Here is a 26393-nt window from a genome sequence, read left to right on the forward strand (position 1 = left end):
CCTCCGGCATGGGCACTGTGAGAAGGCTGAGCGAACCACCATCTCAGCCCGATCTCAGCATGCACCGAGCAGCATCGGCATGTACTGAAGCTCACCGGGAGGTGTTCGCCATGGATCCAGCGCAGTCTCCGCACGACGCCGAAGTGCTCTCGTCAGCGTCCGCACCCCGGCCGCTGCTGGTCCGTCGCCCGTCGTTGCGCTGGGCCGTGCCGGCCGCCGTCCTCGTCCTCGCGCTCATCGTCGGCGGCGTCAGCCGCATGCTCACCGCCGATGCCTCCCCCTCGCTGCCGCCACGGACGGCGTCCGCGCTGCTCGTCGATCTGCAGTCGGCGCTCCCCCAGGGCTTCTCCGGCACCGTGGTGCAGAAGTCCGATCTCGGTCTGCCCAGCTTCCCGACGTCCGGCTCCCCGGCCCAGGGCAGTTCGGACTTCCTGTCGATGCTGACCGGCACCCACACGCTGCGCGTCTGGTACGGAGGTGAAGACAAGCAGCGCGTCGCGCTGCTCGGTTCCCTCGGTGAGTCGGACGTCGTCCGGAACGGCACCGACCTCTGGACGTGGTCGAGCACGAAGAACACCGCGACCCACACGAAGCTGAACCCGGACGACTTCAAGGGCGGCACGCCGTCGGCGGCCCCGTCGACGCCCCAGGACGCCGCGAACTGGCTGCTGAAGGCCCTCGGCCCGACGACCGACGTCTCGACCGACGGAACCGCGCAGGTCGCCGGCCGGGCCGCGTACGAGCTGGTGCTGAAGCCGAAGGACCACGCGTCCCGGGTCGGACAGGTACGGGTCGCGGTCGACTCCGAGAAGAAGATGCCGCTCCGGGTGCAGGTGTTCGCCCGCGGCGCGTCCACCCCGGCGTTCGAGGTCGGCTTCACCCAGGTCTCGTTCGACGCCCCCGACGCGGCCCAGTTCACGTTCACCCCGCCGCCCGGCGCCACGGTGACCGAGGAGCAGCCGACCGACCCGCACGAGAAGCTGCCCAAGGACAAGATCACGACGGTCGGCTCGGGCTGGACCCGCGTCGGCATCGTGAACGACGTCTCGGCGCCCGGCGACAACGGGATGCTGAACGCGCTCCCGAAGGTCAGCGGCTCCTGGGGTAGCGGGCGGCTGTTCGAGTCCGACCTGGTCTGTGCGGTACTGACCGACGACGGCCGGCTCGTGTTCGGAGCCGTCGATCCGGCCAAGCTCTACGAGGCGGCGGCGCGATGACCGCGCCTGCGGTCGAGCGTCGGCAAGAGCTCGACCGTGGTGAAGGCAGTGCACTCGCGGTCAGCACCGCGGGGTTGACCAAGCGGTTCCGCGGCGGCCAGGTCGCGGTCGACCGGCTGGACCTGGCCGTGCCGACCGGGTCGGTGTACGGGTTCCTCGGCCCGAACGGGTCGGGGAAGACGACGACGATCCGGATGCTGCTGGGCCTGGCCCGGCCGACCGCGGGCACCGCGCGTCTGCTCGGCGGCCGGATGCCGGACGACGCGGCGACCGTGCTGCCGCGGGTCGGGGCGCTGGTCGAGGGACCCGCGTTCTATCCGCACCTGTCGGGGCCGGAGAACCTCCGGCGGGTCGACTCGGTCGACCGGACCGCGGACCCGACGACGTCGGCCGAGCGGATCGCGAGCGCGCTGGACCGGGTCGGGCTCACCGCCGCGGGCCGGAAGAAGTACCGCGCGTACTCGCTGGGCATGCGCCAGCGGCTCGGGCTGGCCGCGTCCCTGCTGCGCCCCCGCGACCTGCTCGTGCTCGACGAGCCGACGAACGGCCTGGACCCGCAGGGCACCCGCGAGGTCCGCACGCTGATCGCCGAGCTGGCCGCGGCCGGCACGACCGTGATGCTGTCGACTCATCTGCTGGCCGAGGTCGAACAGATCTGCACGCACGTCGGCGTGATGAACGTCGGCCGGCTGGTCGCGCAGGCGCCGCTGGACGAGCTGCGCGCGGGAACCGCGCCGAAGGTCGAGGTCGAGAGCGACCGGCCGCTGGACGCGGTCGAGACGCTTCGCCGTCTCGGGTTGACCGAGATCGACGTGGACGGGAACCGGGTCCGCGCGCGGTTCCACGACCTCCCGCCCGACCGGGTGGTGGCCGCGCTGGTCTACGACGGCGTGCCGGTGCAGGGTTTCGGGGTGTTGTCGCCGACGCTGGAAGAGGTATTCGTCGGGCTCACCGGGGAGGGCTTCGATGTCAGCGCCTAAGGCCTACGCGGCCGTACCGGGGGCGTTCTTTCCCGTGCGGTTGTCCGAGCCCACCACAATGGTGCACGTGCCAGCGGCCTTGACCGCCGGTTTTCCGACCGGCCGACTCTTCCTCTCCGAGCTGCGGCTCGTGTTCGGGCGGCGGCGGAACCAGGCGGCGCTGGCGATGCTGGCCGCGGTGCCGGTCGTGATCGCGGTCGCGGTGCGGTTCGCGGGGTCTTCCGAGGGGCGCGGACCGGCGTTCCTGGCCCTGGTCAACGGCAACGGGCTGTTCGTCGCGCTGACCGCGCTGGCGGTGGCGCTGCCGCTGTTCCTGCCGCTGGCCGTGTCGGCGATCGCGGCCGACTCGATCGCCGGCGAGGCGAACCTCGGCACGCTCCGGTACCTGCTGACCGTCCCGGTCGGGCGCACCCGGCTGCTGCTGGTGAAGTTCGCCGCGGTGATCGCGTACACGATGGCCGGCATCGCGCTGATCGGCGCGGTCGGGGCGGCGGTCGGCTTCGGGCTGTTCGGCGGCGGCGGTTCGACCGCGCTGCTGTCCGGTACCCAGGTCGGGCCGGCCGAGGCGCTGGCCCGGCTCGGGCTCGTGTGCCTGTACCTGTCGGCCTGCCTGGTGGCGCTGGCCGCGGTCGGCCTGTTCGCGTCGACGCTCACCGAGCAGCCGATCGGCGCGACGATCGGCGTCGTCGCGGTGACCGTGACTTTCCAGATCCTGGAGGCCGTGCCGCAGCTCGCGTTCCTGCACCCGTTCCTGCTGACGCACTACTGGACGGACTTCGGGGAACTGCTGCGTGATCCGATCGGGTTCGGCGCGCTGGTGCCCGGGCTGATCAGCGCGCTGGTGTACACGACGGTGTTCGCGTCGGCGGCGTGGGCGCGGTTCGGGTCGAAGGACGTCACGTCGTAGCGACGTGGCGGCAGGCTACGGCGGAGGCCCTGTACGGCGCTGGGGGCTTCTACCGGAAGCATCGGCCGGGGGATCATTTCCGCACGTCGGTGCACGCGGCGCCGGACCTGTTCGCGGATGCGGTCGGGGAGTTGTTCTCGCGGGTCGATCGGGCGCTGGGGCATCCGGATCCGGTGGATCTCGTGGACGTGGGCGCCGGGGGCGGTGAGCTGGTCTCGTCGTTGTCGTCGTCGTTGGGGCGACGGGTGCGGGTGACCGCGGTGGAGCGGGGGGCCCGGCCGGCTTCGGTGCCTGCGGCCGTGTCGTGGGTCGGTGAGGTGCCGCCGCTGACCGGGTTGCTGATGGCCAACGAGTGGCTCGACAACGTGCCGGTCGACGTGGTGGAGCGGGATTCGGCCGGGGTGGATCGGGTCGTGCTGGTCTCGCCGTCGGGGGTGGAATCGCTGGGGGACCCGGTCTCGGGTTCCGATGCGGCGTGGCTCGCGCGGTGGTGGCCGCTGCGCGCGGTCGGCGACCGCGCCGAGGTCGGTTCCGCGCGGGACGCGGCCTGGGCGGCCGCGGTCGGGCGCGTGCGGCGCGGTCTCGCCGTCGCGGTCGACTACGGCCACACTGCGGACGCCCGCCCGCCGGGCGGGACGCTGACCGGTTATCGGGACGGACGGCAAGTGGCGCCGGTGCCCGACGGGTCGTGTGACATCACCGCGCACGTGGCGATGGATTCACTGGCTGATGGCGGTGTGCTGAGGCGGCAGCGATCGGTGCTGCGGGCTCTGGGGGTATCGGGCGAGCTGCCGGCGAGGGAGTTGGCGTCTCGAGACCCGGCGGGGTACCTGAGGGCGCTGTCCCGGGCGTCGCGGGCGGCCGAGCTGACTGCCGTGCCCGGGCTGGGCAGTTTCTTCTGGCTGGTTCAGGCGGTGGGGCTAGGGGATGACGGCGTGGCCGGAGACTTGTAGGACGGCTTCGGGGTCCCAGAGGCGGCGAACTTCGGCGACGGTGAGGGCCGGGGCGGCGCCGCCGAGGAGGGACCGCCAGATGTTGCCGATCGCTCGGGACGCGCCCTTGTAGTCGTCGATCGAGGTCACCTGGATCTCGATGCGGGTGAGGTGCTCGGGGGTGCCGCCGGCTGCGGCCAGGGCGACCAGCAGGTTCTGGACCGCGCGGTCGAACTGGGCGACGAGGCCGCCGTCGACGATCCGGGCGTCGCGGTCGGCGCCGGTCTGGGCGGCGAGGAAGACGAGTTGGCCGGTGGCGATCGTGGCGTGTGAGTAGCCGCGGGGTTTGGGCAGTTCGAAGGGGTTCACTCGGCGGACGGGGTCGCTCTCGGCGGCTCGCCGGCCGGCGCGCGTGCGCCCGTCCACCGCCGCCATCCGAGGCCGCGCCTCAGCCTCCGCCGCTGCCGCTCGGGGGCGGGCCTCGACCACGGCGCGGGGCCGGGCGTCGGCCTCCGCGGCCGACCGCAGCCGGCCCTCAGCCTCCGCGGCAGGCCGTAGCCGAGCCTCGGCCTCCGCAGCCGGCCGTAGCCGGCCCTCGGCCGCCCCGCGGGACCGGCCGTCGGCCGGCGCGCCGGCCCGCGGACGGGTGTCTTCGGCGGGCACCCCGGAGCGCGAGCGCAAGTCCTCCGCCGGCACCCCAGAGCGCGGACGTAAGTCCTCGGCCGGTACCCCGGAGCGCGGACGCAAGTCCTCCGCCGGTACCCCAGAGCGCGAACGCATGTCCTCGGCCGGTACCCCGGAGCGCGAACGCATGTCTTCGGCCGGCGCGCCGGAGCGCGGGCGGATGTCTGCCGGAGCGCCGGGGCGGCCGAGGGGATCGCCGGCGGTTTCTCCCGGAGCGCGGCGGAGCGCCTCGGGCGCCCGCCGAGCCGGGTCGCCGACCACCGCACGCCCGGACACGGCCGCCGCACCACGAGGCCGGTCCCCCGTGTCCACGAGACCGCGCAACCGGTCACCCGTGTCGGCGACAGCGGGACGACGGAGACGGTCTCCGGTGTCCGCGACCCCACGCAAGCGATCACCCGTGTCGACGCGCGGGTCCACCTCGACGTCGGCCCGGCGGGACAGCACCCGCCCGCGGTACTCATCCGGCTCTCCGCGCCGCTGCTGCGGCACCCGACGGTCGTCGTCGCGGGACTGCTCCCGAGCCGCCCGAGCCGCCACCCGCGCCGGATCCTCCCGACGCAGCAACGAACGGCCCGGCGACATCTCGTCCACCGTCCCGAACTCGCGAAGATCCCCGCCCGCCGACGGCTCCTCGAGTGGATCGGTCAACGGATCGAACTGCCGAGCCTCCCGACGGGAACGCCGACGAGGCTGGTCAGCAAGATCCGCCTCGCGAGCGTGATGCCGTCCCCCGAACTCGTCGGTCACTCCGTAGCTCACGCCACAACCGTCCCAGCGTCGTCGGTTCCTCTCACCCGTTCGCGGCGGCACCGGGCAAACGAGTTGGCAGCCACTTTACGATGCCTCACCGACCCCGGGTGACCAAATCGGACGACGCTGAGTCAACTCATCGCACCGTCACCTGCAACGACTCCAACCCTCGAATGATGAACCCGGGCTTCCACCGCGGGGTCTCGGCCAACGCCAGCCCCGGAACCCGCCGGATCATCGTCTCGAACGACGCCCCCAACTCCACCCGCGCCAACGGCGCCCCGAGGCAGAAGTGGATCCCGGCCCCGAACGAGATGTGCGGGTTCGGGAACCGTCCCAGGTCGAGGCGGGCCGCGTCCGGGAAGACCGCGGAGTCCCGGTTCGCCGACCCGAACAGCAGCCCGATCTCGGTGCCCCGGGGAATCCGCACCCCGTGCACCTCAATGTCCTCCAGCACCCACCGCTCGAACATCTGCAGCGGCGTGTCCCACCGCATCAGCTCCTCGATCGCGGTGCCGACCCCCACCTCACCGGCCCGCAGCCGCGCCAGCTCCGACGGGTTCCGGAACAGCGACCACCACCCGTTCCCGGTCACGTTCACCGTCGCCTCGTGCCCCGCGTTCAGCAGCAGCACGCACGTCCCGACCAGCTCGCCGTCGGTGAGCTGGTCCCCCGCGTCGACGACCGACGCCAGCGCGCTGATCAGGTCGTCGCCCGGCGACGAACGCCGCTCGGACGCCAGCGATACCAGATAGTCCGTGAACTCGATGCTGGCCCGGACCGCGGTCGCCTGCGCCGACGCCGACGGGTTCAGCTCGTACATCCCGCAGATGTCCGCCGACCACGGCCGCAGCAGGTGCCGGTCCGACTCCGGGATCCCCAGCATCTCGGCGATCACCGCGACCGGCAGCGGCTCGGCCACCGTCGAGATCAGGTCGACCGGCGAGCCGTCCGACCCGGCGTCCAGCAACTCGGAGACCAGGTCCGACGCGAACTCCTGCACCCGGGGAGTCAGTCGCTGGACGGTCCGCGGAGTGAACGCCTTCGAGACCAGCCGACGCAGCCGGGTGTGGTCCGGCGGCTCGACGTCGAGCATGCCGTTACGGATCAGCGTCCAGAACGGCTCCAGGTGCGGCGCGTCCGGCTCGTGACCCATCTCCTCGTGCGTGGCCAGGTGCAGGTACGACCGGCCCAGGCGACGGTCGCGCAGCAGCGCGTCAACGTCGGCGTGACGGGAGAACAAGTACTGCCCGGTACCGGGAAACTGCCAGACCGGCGAGTTCTCCCGCAGCTCGGCATAGGCGTCGTACGGCCAAGCCACGAACGAAGGCGACCACGGGTCGAAGGCCACAACTGAACCGGTCATCCCACCACGCTAACTCCCGTTCTGGAACGATGAGCACGTGGAGCTCACCGTCGGCCTCGGCAGCGGCGCCCGCGAGCTCGCGACCGCCGACATGGTGCTCAACATCGGCCCCCAGCACCCGTCCACGCACGGGGTTCTCCGGCTGCGCCTAGTCGTCGACGGCGAACGGGTCGTCGAGGCCGAGCCGATCATCGGGTACATGCACCGCGGGGCCGAGAAGCTGTTCGAGGTCCGCGACTACCGCCAGATCCTGATGCTGGCCAACCGGCACGACTGGCTTTCCGGGTTCTCCAACGAGCTGGGCGTCGCGCTGGCCGTCGAGCGCATGATGGGCATCGAGGTCCCCGAGCGGGCCACCTGGCTCCGGACCCTGCTCGCCGAGCTCAACCGCGTCCTCAATCATTTGATGTTCCTGGGGTCGTATCCCCTGGAGATCGGCGCGATCACGCCGATGTTCTACGCGTTCCGGGAGCGTGAAACGCTCCAAGCGGTGATGGAGGAAGCCTCCGGCGGCCGGATGCACTACATGTTCAACCGCATCGGTGGGGTCAAGGAGGAGGTCCCGGCCGGCTGGACCGCGCGCGCCCGACAGGCGGTCGCGGACGTCCGGCGGCGGATGTCCGACCTGGAGAGCATCATCCGGACCAACGACATCTTCCTGGCCCGCACGGTCGGCATCGGGGTCCTCGGGCCGGAGAAGGCCGCCGCCTACGGCGTCAGCGGTCCGGTGGCCCGCGCCTCCGGCCTCGACATCGACCTCCGCCGCGACGAGCCCTACCTCGCCTACGGCGAGCTCACCGACGTGTTGGACGTCGTCACGCGCACCGCGGGTGACTGCCACGCCCGGTTCGAGGTGCTCCTCGACCAGGTCCACGTCTCCCTCAATTTGGCCGACGCCTGCCTGGACCGGCTCTCGACGGTGAGCGGGCCGGTGAACGTGCGGCTCCCGAAGGTCGTGCGGGCGCCGGAGGGCCACACCTACGCGTGGACCGAGAACCCGCTCGGCATCAACGGCTACTACCTGGTGTCCCGGGGCGAGAAGACGCCGTGGCGGCTGAAGCTGCGCACCGCGTCGTACGCGAACGTGCAGGCGCTGGCCACGCTGCTGCCGGGCACGTTGCTGCCCGACCTGGTGGCGATCCTCGGCTCGATGTTCTTCGTCGTCGGCGACGTCGACAAGTAGGGCGGCCTACCAGCTGCGGTAGGTGCCGGTGTCGTCCTTGGCGTGCCGGGCGCGCCGTCCGCCGGCGTTCTCCGACGGGGGCGTGCCCCCGGCCTGGGGCAGGTGGTCCAGGCTGGGCAGCTCGAACTCGGCCGACCGCTCGTCGACCGGCCCGCGTTCCGAGGTGGCCTGCCAGGTCGGGGCCGGCTGGACGTCCGGCAGCTCGTCCCAGCGCTGCTGCGCAGCGCCGGAACCGAACCCGTTGCCCGACCCGAAGCCGTTGCCTGCGCCGAAGCCGTTGCCGGAGCCGAACTCCGGCTCGGAGAGCGACTGCCCGCCGACGGTGTAGGGGACGTCGAAGACGTCGCCGGTGATCGCGCCGGTGATCACCTGGGGGTCGTCGCGGTCGTAGCGCTGCGAGCCGGTGTCCCAGGCGCTGCCGTTGCCGCGCTCGCGCCAGGAGGACCACTCGCTGGCCGAGCTCTGGTCGTCGCTGCGGTCGGTGGGGTCGCGGTGCGGTTCGTTGCCGTTCGCGTTCCCGGACCGGGACTGGGCCTGGGACGCCGAGCGGGCCCAGAACTCCTGGTAGTCGACCGTGCCGGATTCGCCGGAGGGCTGCTCGTGGAACTGCCCGGAGTCCTCGTCGGCGCTGCGGGAGCCGTAGACCCCGGTGTCGAGGCGGCGGGCGGTGTAGACCGGTGGGGCGTCGTCGTAGTCGATCATCTCGTAGGAGCCGGAGTCTTCCTCGGCCCGGCGGCGGCCGCCACGGCGGCGGTTCACGTCGCCGTCGCTCGACTCGGAGTCGTAGGCGCCGGAGGTGTAGGTGCCCGCCTGGTAGGTCTGGTAGCGGCCGGCCTGCTCGGCGTCGTCGGCCTCGCGCCGCCGGCCGTACTCGGTGCCGGTAGGCGCGTCGTCCCGCCATCGCCCGCCGCCGTTGCGCCCGTCGGAACCGCGGCCGTCCGGGCCGCGGCCGTCAGGACCGCGGCCGTCAGGACCGCGGCCGTCAGGACCGCCGCCGTCAGGACCGCGGCCGTCCGGGCCCCGGCCGTCGGGACCGCGGCCGTCGGGGTCGAAGCGGCCGGCGGCCTCGGGGCGGCGGGGCCAGTTGCCCGCGGCCGGTGTCGGTACCGCCTCGGGCGCCTCCGCGCCCGCGCGCGCCGAGCCGTACGTGCCCGCCCCGTACGTGCCCGCCCCGTACCGGATCGGTTCCGGCCTCTGCGCGTCCCCGGGCCTCGGAACCTCACCGGGCCGGGGAACCTCACCGGGCCGCGGCGCCTCGCCGGGCGGCGCGTCCGGATCGGCCTGACCGAACCAGTCGTAGCCGGGCTCTCCCGACGCCGCCCCCTGCGCCTCGGCCCGGGCCGTGATCGCCCGCCGCTCACCCCGGGCCCCGGTACCGGCGTAGCGACCGTCGTAGTCCTCGTCGGCCGCCGGTAACGCACCGGTTAAGCGATTGAGCCGGGTCGCGTCGGCCCGGAGCACATTGTCTCGCCGGGTGGCCTCGAGCTCGCGATGAACCCGCTCGAGCTCGCGGTGGACCGAGACCTCCACGCCCCGGCGCAACGAGTCGATGTCGTTGCGCAGCCGGTCGACCTCGGTGCGCAGCTGCTCCTCGACGTCGTCCTTGACCATCGCGGCGTCGTCCCGCAGGACGACGCTCAGACCGATGATGACGACGGAGAAGACCGCGAGAACGGCGGCCGCGCGCAGCGGGCCGACGCCACTGCCGAGCACCAACAGCAATGCCGCGATCGGAGCAATGGCGACGCCGACCCAGAACAGCTTGCCGACGTGTCGGCGAATACCCGGAGTCGACGCGGTCGGAGTCTCCGCACGCTCCGGGGGCGGTAGGTGAGGCGGCGGCATGGATCCGAGGTTAGCGAGTCCCTCACGCGGTGTCCGGGTTCTGGGTGATCCAGACGGGTCAGATGATGACTGTTCACCCGACTTGCCCGTTCCGTTCTGCTCCACACCGGACGGTTCGCCCGATCCGCCTCCGCCGTTCGACGGATGTTCGTTCGGTTGCGCACTGTCCGGATCCACCACATCACGGTAACCGGGCAGGCTGAGCCCATCGACGATCCGATGCCCGTAGTGTCGCTAATCACCCGTATCGAGCGGCACGACTCGATCGGCCGCGGACTTCGCGAACGCGTCCTCGGCCGTCGTCAGCAACACCGCGCACCCGGATCCCCCGGGCACCTCGCGCACCAGCGCGGCCAGCGCGGCCGCCTCGTCCGGGCCCAGGCCGGACGTCGGGTCGTCGAGCACCAGCAGCTCGGAGCCGGCCAGCAGCGCCCGGGCGAGCACGACCGCCCCGTGCCGCTCGACCGGGACCGCGGCCAGGTCGGCGTCCAGGTAGGCGCCGAGCCCGAGCCGGGTCAGCCGGTCGACGGCCAGCTCCCGGAGCGCCGGACCCTGCTCGGGGAACCGGAGACCGCCGACCAGCGCGGCCCCGACGCCGGCCCGGCGCCCCGGCGGCACGGCCGGTACCCGCGGCACGCCGACGGCCCCGACCAGCACGTTCTCCAGCACGGTGAGACCCCCGTACAGGCCGACGCCCTGCAGCGTCCGGGTCAGCCCGAGGGTCGTCAGCCGGTGCGGCCGCGGACGTAACGCAACCCCGTGCCAGGCCAGCACCCCGGACTCCGGGCGGACGAACCCGCACACGGTGTTGAAGACCGTCGACTTGCCGGTACCGGGGCCTCCGGTGACCGCCACCACCTCGCCCGGTTCGACGGCCAGCGTCAGGCCGTCGAGCGCCACCGTGGTGCCCAGCCGGACGCGCACGTCCGACAGGCTCAGCACCGCGTGTTCGGTGGCCACCGTCTGATCCGAAGACCCCAGAGCCATCCGTGTCTCCTCGGGCTGCGCTACACGTCAGCTGCCGAGTATGTGGTAACCGTCACATCATCTGCAAGACATGCGGCAGCAACCAAGATCGCCCAAACCGGACGATCATCGCCGGCCGAACCGCTCCATTCCCCGGGTGACCGCGAGCCCGAGCAGGATCGTGCCACCGGAGATCACCGCCCCGACCCAGGCGTGGGCCCCGAGCAGGTCGAGGTGCAGCCGCACCAACCCCAGCAGCGCGGCCGCGAGGACGACGCCGAAGACGCCACCCCGCCGACCGTGGGCACTGACTCCACCCAGCAGCGCGACGCTGAACCCGATCATCGCCAGCTCGGCCATGCCGGTGTACCCGGCGGCACTGCTGCCGCGGTTCGCCGTGTCGAGCAGCCCGGCGCCGGCGGCGAGCGCGCCGGACCCGGCCAGCGCCAGCGCAGCCGCGATCGACGCAACAAAACCGACGCGCCTGGCCGGGTCGCCGGTCGGACGGGAGCGGCCGACGAACCCCCGGAACCGGGGGACCGCGAGCGCCAGCCCGCCGAGCACCGACAGCGCGGCCGCACCGGCCAGCCACCACCCGGCCGACGCGTGCACGTCCGGCGTCACGCTCCCGGCCGAACGCGACGCGCTCCCGGCCAGCGCGGGCACCAGCCCGGACAGCAGCCCGGCGACGCCGAGGCTCACCGCCCAGCTCGGGACGCCGAAGACCGTGCTGAACAGCGCGATCACCAGACCGGCCAGCGCGCCACCGGCCAGGGCCATCGCCAGCGCGGTGCCGAACGGGCGCCCCTCGCTGACCAGCCAGGCGTAGTCCGCACCGGCGCCGATCGCGATCGCTCCGATCGCGATGTTCGGCATCCCGGCCCGGAGCGAGAGGGCCGCCCCGCTGCCGAGCAGGATCGCGGTCGCCACCCAGAGCATCAGCGCCGAGTCGGCCCCGTTCGCGAACGCCTTGTCGTCCTGGGCCAGGATCAGCAGCACCTCGGTGACGCAGGCCGCGACGAGGACGATCTCCCACACGAGGTGCGGCCACAGCCGGTCCCGTGGCGGGCGGTCCGCGACCGGCGGCTCGAAGACGGGCACCCCGTACGGCGGGGTGTTGCCCCCGAGCATCTCGGTCGGAGTGTCCTGGTCGGCGACGCGGAAGTCGTAGTCCGGCGGTGGCTCCTCGTACGAGCCGGGCAGCGTCAGCGTTCCGCCGTCCCGGTCGTCGATCCCCGGGTCGTCCTCATGTCTGCGCACCGTCTACCTCCTCGGTCCCCGTGGACCCGAGAGTAGACGCACCTACCTACTCTGCGTGCTTCAGCAGATAGTCGATGAAAGCCGCCCGAAAGAGCGGCTCCTGGTCGCCGTAGTCGTGGCCGGTCAGCTCGCGCCAGAGCCCGATCACCTCTTCGATCGAGCTGCCCACGGTGCCGAGGCTCTCGTCGTTCGACTCGGTCTCGCGCGAGGCGGGCAGCCGCTCGATCAGGTTCCAGAAGAAGCCGATGTCGCCGTGCTTGCGGGCCCGGGAGAACGCGCGGTCGCGCAGCTCCTCGGTGGACAGCGCGTCGAGGGTGGCCAGGTCACTCATGGGATCAGTTTTCCTCATCGTCCGGCGGGTCCGGGATTCGGCACGACCGCTCCAGCCACAGCGCGGCGGCGACCAGCAGGGCCGCCGCGACCAGGCCGCCGGCGCATTCTGGCAGGTCGTCGGCCGCGGCGGCGAGGCGGTCACGCTCGGAGAGCAGGAAGACCAGCAGCCCGGCGTAGAACCCGACGAACAGGGCCCCACCGAGCGAGGACGCCTTGGCCAGCGCCGCGAACCGGGCCACCGCGAGCGGCTCGACCGGGCCGGCGTCTTCCTGCCGCTCGATCTTCGCCTTCGTCGCCCTGGCCACGATCACCTCGAACACCGCCAGCAGCGCGATCGTCAGCGCCGGGAACCAGGTGAACGTCGGCAGGTCACCGTAGAACCGGTTCGCCAGCGCCCAGGCCGCGACGCACGCGACCAGGGCCACCAGAGCCAGGCTGCCGGGGCGGGTCGGGGTCAACCGCGGGGTCGGCGTGGGCGGGCTGGGGGGCGGAGTCACTCCGGGTCACCTCTCCAGGCTCAGATCATCGCGGCGACGGACGCTCTTGCGTTCATCATCCGGTAGCGACTCGATCAGCTCACGCACCGAGCCACGCCCGGCCAGCACCGCGTCGGGTTCCACCGCGAACCACGGCACGAGGACGAACGCGCGCTCGTGGGTCCGCGGGTGGGGCAAGGTCAGCGTGGGGTCGTCGGAAACCACCGGGTTCCCGGCCGAATCGTGCACCTGCACGACGTCCACATCGAGCGTTCGAGGGCCCCAGCGCACGTCGCGCACCCGACCGGCAGCGGTCTCGGCCCGGCGCACGAAGGCGAGCCAGCCGGCCGCGTCGCGGTCGGGGTCGTCGGCCACGACGATCGCGTTCAGGTAGTCGTCCTGGGCCACCGGGCCCCAGGGGTCGGTCTCGTAGACCGGCGAGACGCGCGCGTCCGGCAGCGCGGACACCACCGAGGCCAGGTTGGCCAGCCGGTCACCGAGGTTCGAGCCGATCGACAGCACCGCGCGGGTCATCGCGACCGCCGGATCGTCACGGCCACGTCGGCAAACTCGAGCGGGATCGGCGCCTTCGGCTTGTGCACGGTGACCTCGGCCGCGCTGACCCGCGGGTCTTCCAGGCAGACGTCGGCGAGCCGCGCGACGAGCTTCTCCAGCAGGTTCACCGGCTCGCCGGCCACGACCGCGGCCAGCTTCTGGGCCAGCTCGCCGTAGTGCACGGTGTCGGCGACGTCGTCGGTGGCCGCAGCCTTCGCGGTGTCGAGTTCGAGCGTCACGTCGACGACGAACGGCTGCCCGTCGCGTCGCTCGTGGTCGTAGACGCCGTGGTAGCCGGTGACGTTCAGCCCGGTGAGCGTGATCCGGTCGTTCACCGCGCCGCCTCCCGGTACGCCTCCACGACCGCGATCGCGTCGACGCTCGCGCGCACTTCGTGCACGCGCACACCCCAGGCTCGGGCCTGCGCGGAGAGAACGGTGATCGCCAGCGTCGCGTCCTCCCGTTCGTCGACCGGCCGCGGTTTGCCTTCCGCGTCGGCCAGCAGACGGCCGAGGAACGACTTCCGGCTCGCGCCGACCAAGACCGGGAAGCCCAGGTCCTGCAGGACGCTCAGCTTGGCCAGCAACTGCCAGTTGTGGACGCCGGTCTTCGCGAAGCCGAGCCCCGGATCGAGGATCAGCGACTCCTCGCCGACCCCGGCCCGCATCGCGGCCTCGGCCCGGGCCGAGAGCTCGTCGCGGACCTCGGTGACCACGTCGTCGTAGTGGGCGAGCTGTTGCATGTCCCGGCTGTGCCCACGCCAGTGCATCAGAATCCACGGACAGCCGGCGTTCGCGACGACGGCGCCCATGCCGGCGTCGGCCAGGCCACCGGACACGTCGTTGACGACCGACGCCCCCGCGGCCAGGGCGGCCTCGGCCACCGCCGCCCGGGTCGTGTCGATGCTGACGCGGACGCCCGAGGCGGCCAGCTCGCGGACCACCGGGACGACCCGGGCGATCTCGACGTCGGCCTCGACGCGCTCGGCACCGGGCCGGGTCGACTCGCCCCCGACGTCGATCAGGTCGGCGCCCTGGGCGACGAGCTCCAGCGCGTGCGAGACGGCCGCGTCGATGCCCTCGTAGCGGCCGCCGTCGGAGAACGAGTCGGGCGTCACGTTGAGCACGCCCATCACGCGGCAACGGTCTGGTGCGTTCACCGACCTGATCCGAGGATCAGGCTCATCGCCTCGGCCCGCGCCGCCTGGGAGCGCTGGAACCAGCCCCGGACGGCCGAGGTCACCGTGCGCGCCCCGGGCTTCCGGATACCGCGCATCGACATGCAGAGGTGCTCGCACTCCACGACGACGATGACCCCGCGCGGCTCGAGCTGGGTCATCAGCGTGTCGGCGATCTGCGACGTCAGCCGCTCCTGCACCTGCGGACGCCGGGCGTACGCCTCGACGAGCCGGGCGAGCTTGGACAGGCCGGTGATGCGCCCGTCCTCGCCCGGGATGTAGCCGACGTGCGCGACGCCGTGGAACGGCACCAGGTGGTGCTCACAGGTCGAGTAGAGCTCGATGTCCTTCACCAGGACGAGCTCCTCGTGGTCTTCCTCGAAGACCGTGGTGAGCACCTCGGCCGGGTCCACGTGCAGCCCGGAGAAGATCTCGGCGTAGGCCCTGGCGACCCGGGCCGGCGTCTGCTTGAGCCCGTCGCGGTCGGGGTCTTCCCCGACCGCGATCAGGATCTCGCGCACCGCCCGCTGGATCCGGGGCAGGTCGACGGCTTCCGCCGCCGACTTGCCCGGTTCACCAGCGGGCGTCAGCGCGTCTGACGCAACCGCTTCCGTGCTCAATTCATCGGTCCCGTATGGCCGCCGGGGTTGCCGGGCCAGCCCGGCTGACCGGGAACCGGCGGCCCGCCGAGCGTGTCGCTCTGCGGGGGCACCGGGTCGTTCAGCGGGTCACCCGGAGCCGGCACCGACGAGTCGCTGCCGGGCGCGATCGTGACGCCGGAGTCGTCGTCCGGAGCCGCGTGCGAGCCGCCGTTGGTGCGGATGCCGTGGTTGCCGTTCGCCAGCCGCGCGGTCGCCTCGTCGGCGGCCTTCTTCTGCAGCTCGGCGATCTCGGCCGGCGTCATGATCGGCGGCTTGTCGCTGGGCGTGCGCTTGCCGAACCCGTTGAACGGCGACATCGGCGGACGCTTCTGCACCCGGGCACAGATCCGGGCCATGTCGTCCTTGCTCAGCGTCTCTTTCTCGAGTAGCTCGAGCACCATGTTGTCGAGCACGTCGCGGTACTCGGACAGGATCTCGTAGGCCTCGTCGTGGGCCAGCTCGATCAGAGCCCGCACCTCGCCGTCGATCTCGGCCGCGATCGAGTCCGAGTAGTCGCGCTGGTGGCCCATGTCGCGGCCCAGGAACGGCTCCGAGTCACTGGTGCCGTACTTGATCGCCCCGAGCTTGGCGCTCATGCCGTACTCGGTGACCATCGCCCTGGCCATGCCGGTGGCCTTCTCGATGTCGTTGCCCGCACCGGTGGTCGGCTCGTGGTAGACGAGCTCCTCCGCCGCGCGTCCGCCGAGCGCGTAGGCCAGCGTGTCGATCATCTCGGACCGGGTCTGGGTGTACTTGTCTTCCGTCGGAAGGATCAAGGTGTGCCCCAGCGACCGGCCGCGCGGGACGATCGTCAGCTTGTGCACCGGCGCCGAGTGCGGAAGCGCCCAGGCCACCAGCGCGTGCCCACCCTCGTGGTACGCGGTGACCTTGAGTTCCTTCGCGCTCATCGCCCTTGTCTTGCGCTCCGGACCCGCGATCACCCGGTCGATCGCCTCTTCCAGCGAGTCGTTGGTGATCGCCTTCTTGTCCTGACGCGCGGTGAGCAGTGCGGCCTCGTTGATCACGTTCGCGAGGTCGGCACCGGTGAAGCCCGGCGTCCGGCGCGCGATCGTGTCGAGGTCGACGTCCGGCGAGAACGGCTTGCCCTTGGCGTGCACCCGCAGGACGGCCTTGCGGCCCTCCAGGTCGGGGCGGTCGACCGCGATCTGCCGGTCGAACCGGCCGGGACGCAGCAGCGCCGGGTCGAGGATGTCGGGCCGGTTCGTCGCGGCGATCATGATGATGCCGCCCTTGACGTCGAAGCCGTCCATCTCGACGAGCATCTGGTTCAGGGTCTGCTCGCGCTCGTCGTGCCCACCGCCGAGGCCGGCACCACGGTGGCGGCCGACCGCGTCGATCTCGTCGACGAAGATGATCGCCGGTGCGTTCTGCTTGGCCTGCTCGAACAGGTCGCGGACGCGACTGGCGCCGACACCGACGAACATCTCGACGAAGTCGGAACCGGAGATCGAGTAGAACGGCACCCCGGCCTCACCGGCGACGGCCCTGGCGAGCAGCGTCTTACCGGTACCGGGCGGGCCGTAGAGCAGGACGCCCTTCGGGATCTTCGCGCCGATCGCCTGGAACTTGGCCGGGTTCTGCAGGAACTCCTTGATCTCGTGGAGTTCCTCGATGGCCTCGTCGGCGCCGGCGACGTCCGCGAACGTCGTCTTGGGGGTGTCTTTACTGACCAGCTTGGCCTTGGACTTGCCGAAGTTCATGACTCGGCTGCCGCCGCCCTGCATCTGGCTCATGAACAGGAACAGCAGAACGACGACGACCAGGATCGGGAGGACCGTGATCAGCAGCGTGACGAAGATCGATTCCTGGGTGACCTTCGTGTCGAACGCGAGTCCGGTGTCGGCCTGCGCTTTCGCCTGCAGCTGCTCGAATACGTTGTCCGCGGCCTGGGCCGGGAACGAGGCCTCGATCTTGTTCGAGCCTCGATAGTCGTTCTTCAGCTGGAGACGGAGCACCTGCTCCTTGTCTTCCAGCTGGGCCTTGCTGTAGTTCCCGTCGCGCACCTGAGCGAGGGCGACCGAGGTATCGACCTTCTTGTAGTCGCCATCACCGGTGAACAATGAGCCCAGCAACAGGGCGACCAGGATCATCAGAATGATCCAGACCAAGGGCCTGCGGATGAAGCGGGTACGTTCCATGCTGCGTCCGGGTTGCTCTGGAGTCCAGAGTCCCCGACCCTCCCGATTCTCAGGCTATTAGGCGCGTGTCGGTTGTTTCTTACCTAGTCTTGGAAGAGTACTCCGCACCTACCTACGGTGCAGGTCGCCGGTTGGCGATCCTCCGGGACAACGGGTGAAGCACGGTGACCGTTCCCTGACCGGTCAGGCAGCGCCGTAAACCTGAGGCTTCAGTACCCCGACAAAAGGCAATCCACGGTACTGCTCGGCGTAGTCGAGGCCATATCCGACGACGAATTCGTTCGGGATGTCGAAACCCACGTAGGGCACCTCGACCGGCACCTTGACCGCGTCCGGTTTGCGCAGCAGGGCGACGACCCGCACCGACGCCGGGTTGCGGCTGGCCAGGTTCTTCAGCAGCCAGGACAGCGTCAGGCCGGAGTCGATGATGTCCTCGACCACGAGAACGTGCCGTCCGGCGATGTCACGGTCGAGGTCCTTGAGGATCCGCACGACGCCGGAGGACGTCGTCGAGGAGCCGTAGGACGAGACCGCCATGAACTCGATCTCGGTCGGGTGCCGCAGCTCGCGCGCGAAGTCGGCCATGAACACGAACGCGCCCTTGAGAACCCCGACGAGCAGCAACGGGCTCGACGCGTCGGCCTGGAAGTCGGCTTCGACCTTCCGGGCCAGCTCGGAGATCTTTTCCTGGATGTCGGTGGCCGAGACGACCACCCGTTCGATGTCGGCCGCGTACGGGCCGTCCTGGATCTGGTCCGTCACCCCGCTCACATTACGGAAGTGAGTCGAACCGGCGCAGGGCGCCCTGCGCCCGGACGATCCGGATGCCGGTGGGCAGATGCACGGGGCCCTGGCCCTTCCAGCGGGTGACCAGCGCGTCCAGGGCGTCGACGTGGGACGACGCCAGGGTTCCGGCCGGCGCTCCGAGCTCGATCGCCCAGCGGCGCAGTACCCGTCCGCGTAGCGCTCGGTGAGCGTCCGCCAGAGGCTGAACGTGCAGCCCGTCGCCGTCGGAGGCCTTCTCGAGAAGCTCGACGGCGAGTTCGTCGAGCAGGTCGGCATCCGCACGGAGCAGGTCCGCGCTGCGGGCCAGGCCGGCCACCAGGCCGCCGCCGGCCGCCTCCTCGAGCGCGGGAAGCACGGCGCGGATCCGCGACCGGGCGTAGGCCGGGTCGACGTTGTGCGGGTCGTCCCAGGTCGGGAGCGACTCCGCGGCGCAGGCCGCGCGCAGGGTCGCGCGGGGCAGGCCCAGCAGCGGACGGCGGTAGATCCCCCGCTCGGGGGCCATCCCGGCCGCCGACCGGCTCCCGGAGCCGCGGGCCAGCCCCAGCAGGACGGTCTCGGCCTGGTCGTCGGCGGTGTGCCCGAGCAGCACGGCTTCCGCACCGTGTCTCTCGGCCGCGGAGGCCAGCGCCGCGTAGCGCGCGCCGCGGGCCGCGGCCTCCGGGCCACCCCCGGCCCCGACCACCACCCGCACCGGCTCCGACGGGTCGAGCCCCAGCTTCGCGCCCCAGGCGGCGACGTCGGCCGCGCGCGCGTCCGACCCTCCCTGCAACCCATGATCGACGCTGATCAGCCCGGCTTTTCGACCGGCGCGCGGAGCCTCGAACGCGGCCGCGGCGGCCAGCGCGGACGAATCCGGGCCACCCGAGCACGCGACCAGCACCAGCGCGCCCGGCGGCAACGACCGCAGCACCGCGCGCACCGCCACCCGGACCGCGGCTACGGCCGGTGGCGGCCCGACCATCCGAAACTCAGGCCGCCGCGCCGACGACCCGGGCCACCCAGGCGTCGGGGTCCTGGATCTCGGCGGCCAGCGGCAGCGTCTCGGGCGAGGTCCAGATCTGGTTGAAGCCGGTCATGCCGACCTTCTCGACGACCGCGGCGACGAACCGGCGCCCCTCCGCGTACTGGCGCATCTTCACCTCGATGCCGAGCAGCCGCCGGAGCAGCCGGTCGAGCGGGTTCCGCGCGCCGCGCCGGGCGTTGAACCGGGCCCGGATGCTCTCGACCGTCGGCACCACGTCCGGCCCGACGCCGTCCATCACGAACTCGGCGTGGCCCTCGACCAGCGTCATCAGCGCGGTGAGGCGCTCGACGACGGCCCGCTGCGCGGGCGTCTGCACGAGGTCGAGCACCGACGCCTTGGAATCCGGGTTACGGACCGCCTCGGCCAGCGCCGAGATGCCGTTGCGGACGCGGTCGGCGAGCGCGTCCGGGTCGAGGTCGGTGGCGTCGACGAACGCGTTGACCTCGGACAGGAAGTGGTCACGCAGCCAGGGCACAGCGGTGAACTGGGTGCGGTGGGTGACCTCGTGCAGGGCCACCCAGAGCCGGAAGTCGGTCGGGTCGACGCCGAGCTTGCGCTCGACCTCCAGCACGTTCGGAGCGACGAGCAGCAGCCGGCCGGGCGTGCCGGAGAAGACCTCGTACTGGCCGAGCACCTTGCTCGAGAAGAAGCCCAGGATCGTCCCGACCTGGATGCCGGTCGCCTTCGAGCCGACCGCCTTGGCGACGGTGCCGACCGCCCCGCCCAGCGGCGAGGGCTTGGGCGGCGACGCGGCCTGGATCTTCTCGATGACCGGATCCATGACGAGCTGCAGGCCCTCGACGTTCGACCGCACCCAATCGGGCCGGTCGACGACCTGGACCGGCGGATGGTCGATCCGGGCGCTCAGGCCGGTGTAGGCGGCCACGTGCTGCTCGGCGACGTCGGTCAGCCGGCGCAACTCGTTGACGACGTCGGCCGCATCGGTGATGCTCACCCGCGGGCCGCCCGCGGTCAGCGTCGCGGCGGTGGAGACCGCCAGATCCCAGTCCACCATCTGCGTCATCTCTTCACGGTACGGGTGAATCGCACCCACTGCCCACCTATCGACAGCCGCACTTGGCCAGGGTGGCCGCGATCTGGTCGAGAGCCGCCTCGGCGCCCTCGGTGCCCCCGGCCGGGACGCCGTTGGCCACCGCGGCGAACGTCAGGATCCGGCCGTCGGTCGTGACCGTCATCCCGGCCAGCGAGCTGACTCCGGACAGCGTCCCGGTCTTGGCCCGGACGAGCCCGACGCCGGCGATCGCCGACGTGCCCTCGAAGCGGTCGGCCAGCGTGCCGCTGTAGCTGGCCACCGGCAGTCCGGCCAGCAGCGTCCGGAGCTGCGGGTGCTTGGTGCCGACGGCGGCCGCGAGCAGCCCGGTGAGCAGGTTCGGCGTCACCCGGTTGAGCCGGGACAGCCCGCTACCGTCGACCATGCCGTAGCCGCTGGTGTCGATGCCGGCCTCGTCCAGCACGGTCTTGAGCTCGGCGCTGCCGTTGGCGAACGTCCCCGGGACGCCCTTCTTGACCGCGATCAGCCGGAGCATCGACTCGGCGATCACGTTGTCGGACTCCTGCAGCATCGCGTCGACGATGTGCGAGAGCGGCGGCGACTTGAGCTCGGCGAGCTGCTGGGCCTGGCCGGGGGCTTTGCCGCGCACGACGTCGGCGTCCCCGGCGCCCAGGAGTTCCGCGAACCGCTGCCCGGCGAACAGGTCGGGGGTGCTCGTGCGTGGGGTCACGTGCTTGGGGATCGCGTCGGTCCGGCCGCCGTTCACCGTGAGTGCGTTCACCGGGGCCGCGTACCCGCCCGAGACGATGTCGGAGTCCCAGCCCAGCCCGGTCTCGTCGCCTTGGAACAGGCTGCTGTCGACGACGATCTTCGTGACCTTCTCGCCCTTGAGCGCCGTCCGGACGGCGCCGGCCAGCGTGTCGAGCCGGGCCGCACCGGGGTAGCTGTTCCGCTCGTCGAACGCGAGGGTCGGGTCGCCGCCGCCGACCAGCACGATCTCGCCGGGCGCGCTGCCCCTCAGCACCTTCGTCGTCAGCCGGTAGGAGGGCCCGTAGGCGAGCAGCACGCCGGCGGCGGTGACCGTTTTGGCCGTTGAGGCGGGAGTGACCGGGGTGTCGGAGTTCCGGCTGAACAAGGCCGTCCCGGTCTCCGCGTCACGGACCGAGACGGCTACGCTTGTCCCGAGCCGGTTATCGGTGAGAAGGCTGGTCAACGCGGTAGTCAGCCCGGCCTCGGTGGGGGGCTCGGCGGAGTCGTCGTCGGGGTCGAGGACTACCGGCGGGTCGGTGAACACCGGACCCGCGGCAACGGCGGGGACGAGCACCCCGACGCGCGCGTCGTCCACTTCTCTCGCGCCGCCTCGCACGAACCACAGCACGTCCGTGACCAGCACGACGGCGAGGAGCCAACAGAGCGTGAGCCACAGCACAGGGTGGCGGCCGTTCTGCATATCCTCCCCAAGGGCCGGTTCCGACCTGCGAGAGACTAGTAGCAATCAGTGCCCGACCCGGTGAGGAGTCCTACCCGTGGAGTTCGACGTCACGATCGAGATCCCCAAGGGTCAGCGAAACAAATACGAGGTCGACCACGAAACCGGGCGTATCCGGCTCGACCGCATTCTCTTCACCGCGACCCAGTACCCGGCTGACTACGGGTTCATCGAGGAGACGCTGGGCCAGGACGGCGACCCGCTGGACGCGCTCGTGCTGCTCCAGGAGCCGACGTTCCCGGGTTGCCTGATCCGCGCCCGCGCGATCGGCATGTTCCGGATGAAGGACGAGAAGGGCCCGGACGACAAGGTCCTGTGCGTCCACGCGAACGACCCGCGCCAGGAGCACCTACGCGACATCCACCACCTGCCGGAGTTCGACCGGCTCGAGATCCAGCACTTCTTCACGGTGTACAAGGACCTCGAGCCCGGTAAGTCGGTCGAGGGCGCGCAGTGGGTCGGGCGGGCCGAAGCCGAGCTCGAGATCGAGCGCTCCCGCAAGCGGGCGATCGAGGCGCACGGCGACTTCACCGGCACGGGCGACGCGCACCCACCGACGGAGTAACCGACCGCGCGGGATACTGCTCGGATGAGCGCTATCGACGGGGCGGCCTCCGTACGACCGGCCGCCGATGAGGAGCTGGCAGGTCTCGCGGAGGTCGAGAAGGCCTCCGAGGTGCCGTTCATCGAGGCCGGCATGGACCTGCCGGGCGAGTACATGCAGGCCGACACGCTGCGGAAATGCGCGATCGTCCTGGTCGCGCCCGGCCCCACCGGGGTGCCGATCGGCTTCGCCGCGGTCGACGTGGTCGACGGGGCGGCGCACCTGACCCAGCTGTCGGTGGACGCCGAGTTCGGCCGTCGGGGCATCGGCCGGGGGTTGCTCGCGGCGGTGATCGGCTGGGCCCGGCGGGGCGGCTTACCGGCGGTGACGCTGACGACGTTCCGGGACGTGCCCTGGAACGGTCCGTTCTACCGTCGGTACGGCTTCGTGGACCTCGACGAGGGTGAGCTGACCCCGGGCCTCCGCGAGACCCGGGCCCACGAGATCGCCGCCGGCCTCGACGAGTTCGGCCCCCGCTGCGCCATGCGCCGTGCCCTACGAGCGTCCTGAGGCTGTGGACAGCGCCGACGGGCGCGCCTGACGCTTCGCCACGCTGGGGGGATGCGTTCGCCTCTCCCTGACGAGTTGCTCGGTCGGCCGTTCCTCGGCTCCCAGGCCGTTCGAACCGGCCTACTCACGCCCGGCCAGTTGCGCGGGCCGGCCTGGCGACGGCTGTACCGGGACGTTTACGTCGACGCGCGGGTGCCGGTCGATCATCGGCTGCGCGGTCGCGCAGCCGGGTTGGTCCTCCCGCCGGGCGCCGCACTCGGTGGACGCTCGGCCGCGTGCGCGGAAGGCCTGCCGCTCGGCGACGATCGGGCCGCGGTGCTGGTGCTGGTGCCGCGCGGCGTGCGGTTCAGCCGGCGAGGCTGCGAAGTCCGCCAGGTCTTCCTCCCCCGGACGCACGTGCGCGAAGGGGTCCCGGGCACGCTGCCCCCGGTCACCGTGCCGCAGCGCACGGCGTGGGACATCGCGTCCGAACCGGACCTGGTCGAGGCGGTCGCCGCCCTCGACGTGCTGTTCCACCACCACTATCTGCAGCCCCGTCACCTCGACGCGTGGATCGCGGCGGCCCCGGACGCGCCCGCCGCGAAGGCGCTCGCCCTCGCGGACGGCCGAGCGGAATCCAGGCCCGAATCGAGGGTGCGAGTGCGGCTGATTCTCGCGGGGCTTCCCCAGCCGGTACCCCAATACGAGGTGTGGCTGGGCCGAACGTTCGCCGGGCGCGTCGACCTGGCCTGGCCCGCCGCGAAGGTCGCCTTGGAGTACGACGGAGCCCACCACGCCGAGTACGGGCAGTTCACCCGCGACCGTGCCCGCCTCAACCGGCTGGTGGAAGCCGGCTGGACCGTACTCCACATGACCGCCCGAGACCTTCGCGAAAAGATCCTCTTCGCCCAAATCGTCCACCAGCTCCGGGTGGCGCTGGCGTCCGGAGGCATGGCGGACAGCATCTAAATGTAGTTCGAGGCCACCCCGAACTACATTTAGATGCAGGTCAGCCTCAGCTGAACGCCCCGCCCAGGGACCCGCCTCCGTCGATCACGAACAGGCCCCCCGTCACCCACGACGACGCGTCGCTGGCCAGGAACAGGGCCGCGTTGGCGATGTCTTCGGGCTTGCCCAGGCGCTGGAGCGGCCAGGGGTACTTGGCGTCCTCGCCGGCCCCCTCCCAGAGCGCCCGCGCGAAGTCGGTCTTCACCAGGCCCGGCGCCAGCACGTTCACGCGCACTCCCGGCCCCACCTCGGTCGCGAGCTGCTGCGTCAGGAAGATCAGCGCCGACTTCGTCACCCCGTACACCGCGAGCGGGCCGCCGGCGCTCAGGCCGTCGATGCTCGAGATGTTGATGATCGAGCCGCCGTGCTCCTTCATCCAGCCCCGGTACGCGGCCTGCGTCCAGATCAGCGGCCCGCGCAGGTTCACCTCGAACGTCTTGTCCCACGCGGGCAGCGAAGCGTCGATCAACGGCCCCATGTACGGGTTCGTCGCCGCGTTGTTGACCAGGATGTCCAGCCGGCCGAACTTCTCCAGAGTCTCGTCGACGACCCGCGCCGCGTCCTCTTCCTTCCCGGCGTGCGCGGCGATCGCGTGCACCCCGGACCCGATCTCGGCCGCCGCCTTGGCCAGCCCGTCGGGTTTGCGCGCGGTGATCACGACCTGGGCACCGGCCTGTACGTAAGCCGCAGCGATCGCGGCACCGATGCCGCGGGAGGCGCCGGTGACGACCGCCACGCGCCCTTCGAGGTTGATGTCCACTAAATCTCCTGGTCAGCGGGACGGGTCGAGAACGAGCTTGCCCACGGTTCCCCGGGAACGCAGCGCTTCGTGGGCCTTGGACGCCTCGGAGAGAGCGAACTCACCCCCGGGAACGGCTCGCAGGGAGCCGGCCAGCACCATGTCGAACAGCTCGGCGATCGCCGGGCGCAGCACGTCGCCGGGCAGCAGGAACGCGTGCGCGAGCCACATGCCGGCCACCGTGGTCGAGTGCGACAGCAGGTTGTTCAGCCCGATCGGGCTCGGCCGCTCCCGGCTGGCCATTCCGTAGAACGCCAGCCGTCCGAACGGGGCCAGCGCGCGCAGGCTCTGGTCGGTGACCCGTCCGCCGGTCATGTCGAGCACGATGTCGACGCGCTTCCCGCCGTTGGCTTCGCGCAGCGCCGCGGTCATGTCCTCGGCCCGCGAGTCGATGGCGACGTCCGCCCCCAGCGACAACGCCAGCTCGCGCTTCGACTCCGACGACGCCGTCGCGATGATCCGCCCGGCCCCCCAGGCCCTGGCCAACTGCACGGCCAGCGACCCCACGCCCCCGGCCGCCGCGTGCACCACCACCGACTCGCCGGCGTTCAGGACCGCCGACCGCCGCAGCAGCAACCACGCCGACGCGCCCTGCACCACCATGGCCAGCGCGGTCGTGTCGTCGATCCCGTCCGGGACGTCGAACGAGAGCCCGGGCTCGATCAGCGCCTTCTCGGCGTACCCGCCGCCCCCGGCGAGCAGCGAGACGATCCGGCGCCCGTCGGCCAGCGTGCCCACCACCTCGGCGCCCGGCACCATCGGCAACGACGACGCCGACAGGTACGAGTTCTCGGCCTGATGCGTGTCCGCGTAGTTGACGCCGGCTCGGGAGACGTCCAGAACGTGGTCTCCGACCGGATCGGGCAGCTCCGTCGGGACCAACACCTCCGGCCCGCCGAACGACGTGATCTGGATCGCCTTCATCAGCCCTCCCGGAACGCGGCTTGAACGGACGTGTCGGCCGACGGGGCCTTGTCTCCGGCGTCGGTGCGCGGGCCGGGGACGTTGCGGAACGCGAACGGTTCCGGAGTACGTCCGACCTGCACGAACCAGGCCTCACCGGTACCGGAGCCGGCCAGGATCGAGTCGAACGCGGCCACCACGTCGGAGACCTCGAGCAGCGGGACCCCGGCCCCGAGCAACGCGTCCCGGACGTCGGCGATGATCGCGGTCTCGGCGAACGAGGGGCACAGCGCGTTCACCCGGATGCCGTCCCCGGCGTAGAGCGGCCCCAGCGCACGCACCAGCCCGACGACCGCGGCCTTGTTGGCGCCGTAGATCGGGTCGAACGGCACCGCGGTGAGCCCGGCCAGGCTCGCGGTCGCGACGATGTTGCCGCCGCCGCGCGCCTTCAGCGCGGGCAGCGCCGCGTGCACGCCGTAGACGACCCCGTCGAGGTTGATCGACATGACCCGGCGGTAGGCCTCGGGCGAGAACCCCTCCTCGAGCCCGAATCCGGTGGCGACGCCCGCGTTGAGGAACGCGAGGTCGAGCCCCCCGAACGCGTCGGTGGCCGCGGCGACGGCGGCGAGGCTGTCGGCCGGGTCGGTGACGTCGCACCGCCGGAACACCCCGCCGACCTCGTCCGCGACCGCCGAGCCCCGGTCGACGTCCACGTCGGTGACCAGCACGCGATAGCCCTGCGCGGCCAGCCGGCGCGCGACCGCGGCACCGATCCCGCCCGCCCCTCCGGTGACCCAGGCTGCCTTTGCCATCCGAACCTCCTCCGCGTCCCTATCTAACTTACT

General features: G+C 71.8%; 27 protein-coding genes. 8 read left to right on the forward strand and 19 right to left on the reverse strand.

All coding sequences use genetic code 11. The features are described from left to right. Window positions 1-110: 110 nt before the first annotated feature. The 4 genes from FL583_RS34050 to FL583_RS34065 are packed head-to-tail and all read left to right on the forward strand — an operon-like array spanning window position 111 to window position 4057. Window positions 111-1217, forward strand: a complete 1107-nt coding sequence (locus tag FL583_RS34050; RefSeq protein WP_142709000.1) for a LolA family protein — start codon at window positions 111-113, stop codon at window positions 1215-1217. Then, on the forward strand, window positions 1214-2197 hold the full coding sequence (locus FL583_RS34055) for an ABC transporter ATP-binding protein (protein ID WP_142709001.1): 984 nt from the start codon (window positions 1214-1216) through the stop codon (window positions 2195-2197). Before FL583_RS34050 ends, FL583_RS34055 begins: the two co-directional genes overlap by 4 nt. A gap of 58 nt (window positions 2198-2255) precedes the next feature. After that, complete coding sequence (locus tag FL583_RS34060) at window positions 2256-3104, forward strand: ABC transporter permease (protein WP_142709037.1); 849 nt, start codon at window positions 2256-2258, stop codon at window positions 3102-3104. Next, a complete protein-coding gene (locus tag FL583_RS34065) occupies window positions 3068-4057 on the forward strand; it encodes an SAM-dependent methyltransferase (RefSeq protein ID WP_142709002.1) in 990 nt (329 codons plus the stop codon). The genes FL583_RS34060 and FL583_RS34065 overlap by 37 nt, the downstream gene beginning before the upstream one ends. Here FL583_RS34065 and FL583_RS42070 read toward each other — a convergent pair. Together FL583_RS42070 and FL583_RS34075 are read right to left on the reverse strand one after the other, a co-directional pair. Continuing rightward, a complete protein-coding gene (locus FL583_RS42070; protein WP_240746905.1) occupies window positions 4025-5371 on the reverse strand; it encodes a Rid family hydrolase in 1347 nt (448 codons plus the stop codon). The two genes, FL583_RS34065 and FL583_RS42070, sit on opposite strands and share 33 nt — an antisense overlap. Before the next feature lie 238 nt (window positions 5372-5609). Beyond that, complete coding sequence (locus tag FL583_RS34075; RefSeq protein ID WP_142709003.1) at window positions 5610-6839, reverse strand: cytochrome P450; 1230 nt, start codon at window positions 6837-6839, stop codon at window positions 5610-5612. A 91-nt stretch (window positions 6840-6930) separates the two neighbouring features. Here FL583_RS34075 and FL583_RS34080 point away from each other — a divergent pair, with 91 nt between their 5' ends. Further along, a complete protein-coding gene (locus FL583_RS34080; protein WP_142709039.1) occupies window positions 6931-8022 on the forward strand; it encodes an NADH-quinone oxidoreductase subunit D in 1092 nt (363 codons plus the stop codon). A gap of 6 nt (window positions 8023-8028) precedes the next feature. On the opposite strand, the gene FL583_RS40530 is transcribed toward FL583_RS34080, so the two are convergent. The 14 genes from FL583_RS40530 to dacB form a co-directional block, all read right to left on the reverse strand. Next, on the reverse strand, window positions 8029-9867 hold the full coding sequence (locus FL583_RS40530; RefSeq protein ID WP_170324011.1) for a hypothetical protein: 1839 nt from the start codon (window positions 9865-9867) through the stop codon (window positions 8029-8031). Between the two features lie 234 nt (window positions 9868-10101). Then, window positions 10102-10854, reverse strand: a complete 753-nt coding sequence (locus tag FL583_RS34100; protein WP_142709007.1) for an ATP-binding cassette domain-containing protein — start codon at window positions 10852-10854, stop codon at window positions 10102-10104. A 105-nt stretch (window positions 10855-10959) separates the two neighbouring features. Continuing rightward, the gene (locus tag FL583_RS34105) at window positions 10960-12093 is read right to left on the reverse strand and encodes an ABC transporter permease (RefSeq protein ID WP_142709008.1); all 1134 of its coding nucleotides are present in this window, start codon (window positions 12091-12093) and stop codon (window positions 10960-10962) included. 46 nt (window positions 12094-12139) lie between these two features. After that, window positions 12140-12424 (reverse strand): hypothetical protein, encoded by a 285-nt coding sequence (locus FL583_RS34110; protein ID WP_170324012.1) that lies wholly within the window; start codon window positions 12422-12424, stop codon window positions 12140-12142. A gap of 4 nt (window positions 12425-12428) precedes the next feature. Then, window positions 12429-12923 (reverse strand): DUF3180 domain-containing protein, encoded by a 495-nt coding sequence (locus tag FL583_RS34115; RefSeq protein WP_142709010.1) that lies wholly within the window; start codon window positions 12921-12923, stop codon window positions 12429-12431. 6 nt (window positions 12924-12929) lie between these two features. Continuing rightward, window positions 12930-13436 carry a 2-amino-4-hydroxy-6-hydroxymethyldihydropteridine diphosphokinase gene (folK, locus tag FL583_RS34120; RefSeq protein WP_142709011.1) on the reverse strand — a complete coding sequence of 169 codons (507 nt, stop codon included), beginning with the start codon at window positions 13434-13436 and terminating at the stop codon, window positions 12930-12932. Beyond that, window positions 13433-13792: a dihydroneopterin aldolase gene (folB, locus tag FL583_RS34125; RefSeq protein WP_142709012.1), complete on the reverse strand. Its 360-nt coding sequence runs from the start codon at window positions 13790-13792 to the stop codon at window positions 13433-13435. Before folB ends, folK begins: the two co-directional genes overlap by 4 nt. Further along, the gene (folP, locus tag FL583_RS34130; RefSeq protein ID WP_142709040.1) at window positions 13789-14589 is read right to left on the reverse strand and encodes a dihydropteroate synthase; all 801 of its coding nucleotides are present in this window, start codon (window positions 14587-14589) and stop codon (window positions 13789-13791) included. Before folP ends, folB begins: the two co-directional genes overlap by 4 nt. A 23-nt stretch (window positions 14590-14612) precedes the next feature. Next, the gene (gene folE, locus FL583_RS34135; RefSeq protein ID WP_170324015.1) at window positions 14613-15224 is read right to left on the reverse strand and encodes a GTP cyclohydrolase I FolE; all 612 of its coding nucleotides are present in this window, start codon (window positions 15222-15224) and stop codon (window positions 14613-14615) included. A gap of 26 nt (window positions 15225-15250) precedes the next feature. Then, window positions 15251-17434 (reverse strand): ATP-dependent zinc metalloprotease FtsH, encoded by a 2184-nt coding sequence (ftsH, locus tag FL583_RS34140; protein WP_142709014.1) that lies wholly within the window; start codon window positions 17432-17434, stop codon window positions 15251-15253. A gap of 183 nt (window positions 17435-17617) precedes the next feature. After that, the gene (hpt, locus tag FL583_RS41265; protein WP_142709041.1) at window positions 17618-18184 is read right to left on the reverse strand and encodes a hypoxanthine phosphoribosyltransferase; all 567 of its coding nucleotides are present in this window, start codon (window positions 18182-18184) and stop codon (window positions 17618-17620) included. Window positions 18185-18206: 22 nt separating this feature from the next. Beyond that, complete coding sequence (gene tilS, locus FL583_RS41270; RefSeq protein WP_142709015.1) at window positions 18207-19181, reverse strand: tRNA lysidine(34) synthetase TilS; 975 nt, start codon at window positions 19179-19181, stop codon at window positions 18207-18209. A gap of 7 nt (window positions 19182-19188) precedes the next feature. Further along, window positions 19189-20268 carry a zinc-dependent metalloprotease gene (locus FL583_RS34155; protein ID WP_142709016.1) on the reverse strand — a complete coding sequence of 360 codons (1080 nt, stop codon included), beginning with the start codon at window positions 20266-20268 and terminating at the stop codon, window positions 19189-19191. Window positions 20269-20305: 37 nt separating this feature from the next. Continuing rightward, window positions 20306-21649: a D-alanyl-D-alanine carboxypeptidase/D-alanyl-D-alanine endopeptidase gene (dacB, locus tag FL583_RS34160; protein WP_170324014.1), complete on the reverse strand. Its 1344-nt coding sequence runs from the start codon at window positions 21647-21649 to the stop codon at window positions 20306-20308. Window positions 21650-21782: 133 nt separating this feature from the next. Between dacB and FL583_RS34165 the strand changes: the two genes are divergently transcribed. From FL583_RS34165 to FL583_RS34175, 3 genes are read left to right on the forward strand one after another with little or no spacing between them, the layout of a single operon-like run. Continuing rightward, window positions 21783-22310: an inorganic diphosphatase gene (locus FL583_RS34165; RefSeq protein WP_142709018.1), complete on the forward strand. Its 528-nt coding sequence runs from the start codon at window positions 21783-21785 to the stop codon at window positions 22308-22310. Window positions 22311-22334: 24 nt separating this feature from the next. Next, window positions 22335-22859, forward strand: coding sequence for a GNAT family N-acetyltransferase (locus FL583_RS34170; RefSeq protein WP_142709019.1), 525 nt, complete (start codon window positions 22335-22337; stop codon window positions 22857-22859). A gap of 51 nt (window positions 22860-22910) precedes the next feature. Next, entirely contained in the window at window positions 22911-23807 is an 897-nt protein-coding gene (locus FL583_RS34175) for an endonuclease domain-containing protein (RefSeq protein ID WP_142709020.1), read from the forward strand. A 46-nt stretch (window positions 23808-23853) separates the two neighbouring features. On the opposite strand, the gene FL583_RS34180 is transcribed toward FL583_RS34175, so the two are convergent. From FL583_RS34180 to FL583_RS34190, 3 genes are read right to left on the reverse strand one after another with little or no spacing between them, the layout of a single operon-like run. Then, window positions 23854-24606 carry an SDR family oxidoreductase gene (locus tag FL583_RS34180; protein WP_142709021.1) on the reverse strand — a complete coding sequence of 251 codons (753 nt, stop codon included), beginning with the start codon at window positions 24604-24606 and terminating at the stop codon, window positions 23854-23856. A 12-nt stretch (window positions 24607-24618) separates the two neighbouring features. Continuing rightward, window positions 24619-25569: a quinone oxidoreductase family protein gene (locus FL583_RS34185; protein WP_142709022.1), complete on the reverse strand. Its 951-nt coding sequence runs from the start codon at window positions 25567-25569 to the stop codon at window positions 24619-24621. After that, window positions 25569-26360 carry an SDR family oxidoreductase gene (locus FL583_RS34190; RefSeq protein ID WP_142709023.1) on the reverse strand — a complete coding sequence of 264 codons (792 nt, stop codon included), beginning with the start codon at window positions 26358-26360 and terminating at the stop codon, window positions 25569-25571. Before FL583_RS34190 ends, FL583_RS34185 begins: the two co-directional genes overlap by 1 nt. Window positions 26361-26393 lie beyond the last annotated feature (33 nt).

This window comes from Cryptosporangium phraense (assembly GCF_006912135.1).
GTDB classification, from domain to species: Bacteria; Actinomycetota; Actinomycetes; order Mycobacteriales; family Cryptosporangiaceae; genus Cryptosporangium; species Cryptosporangium phraense.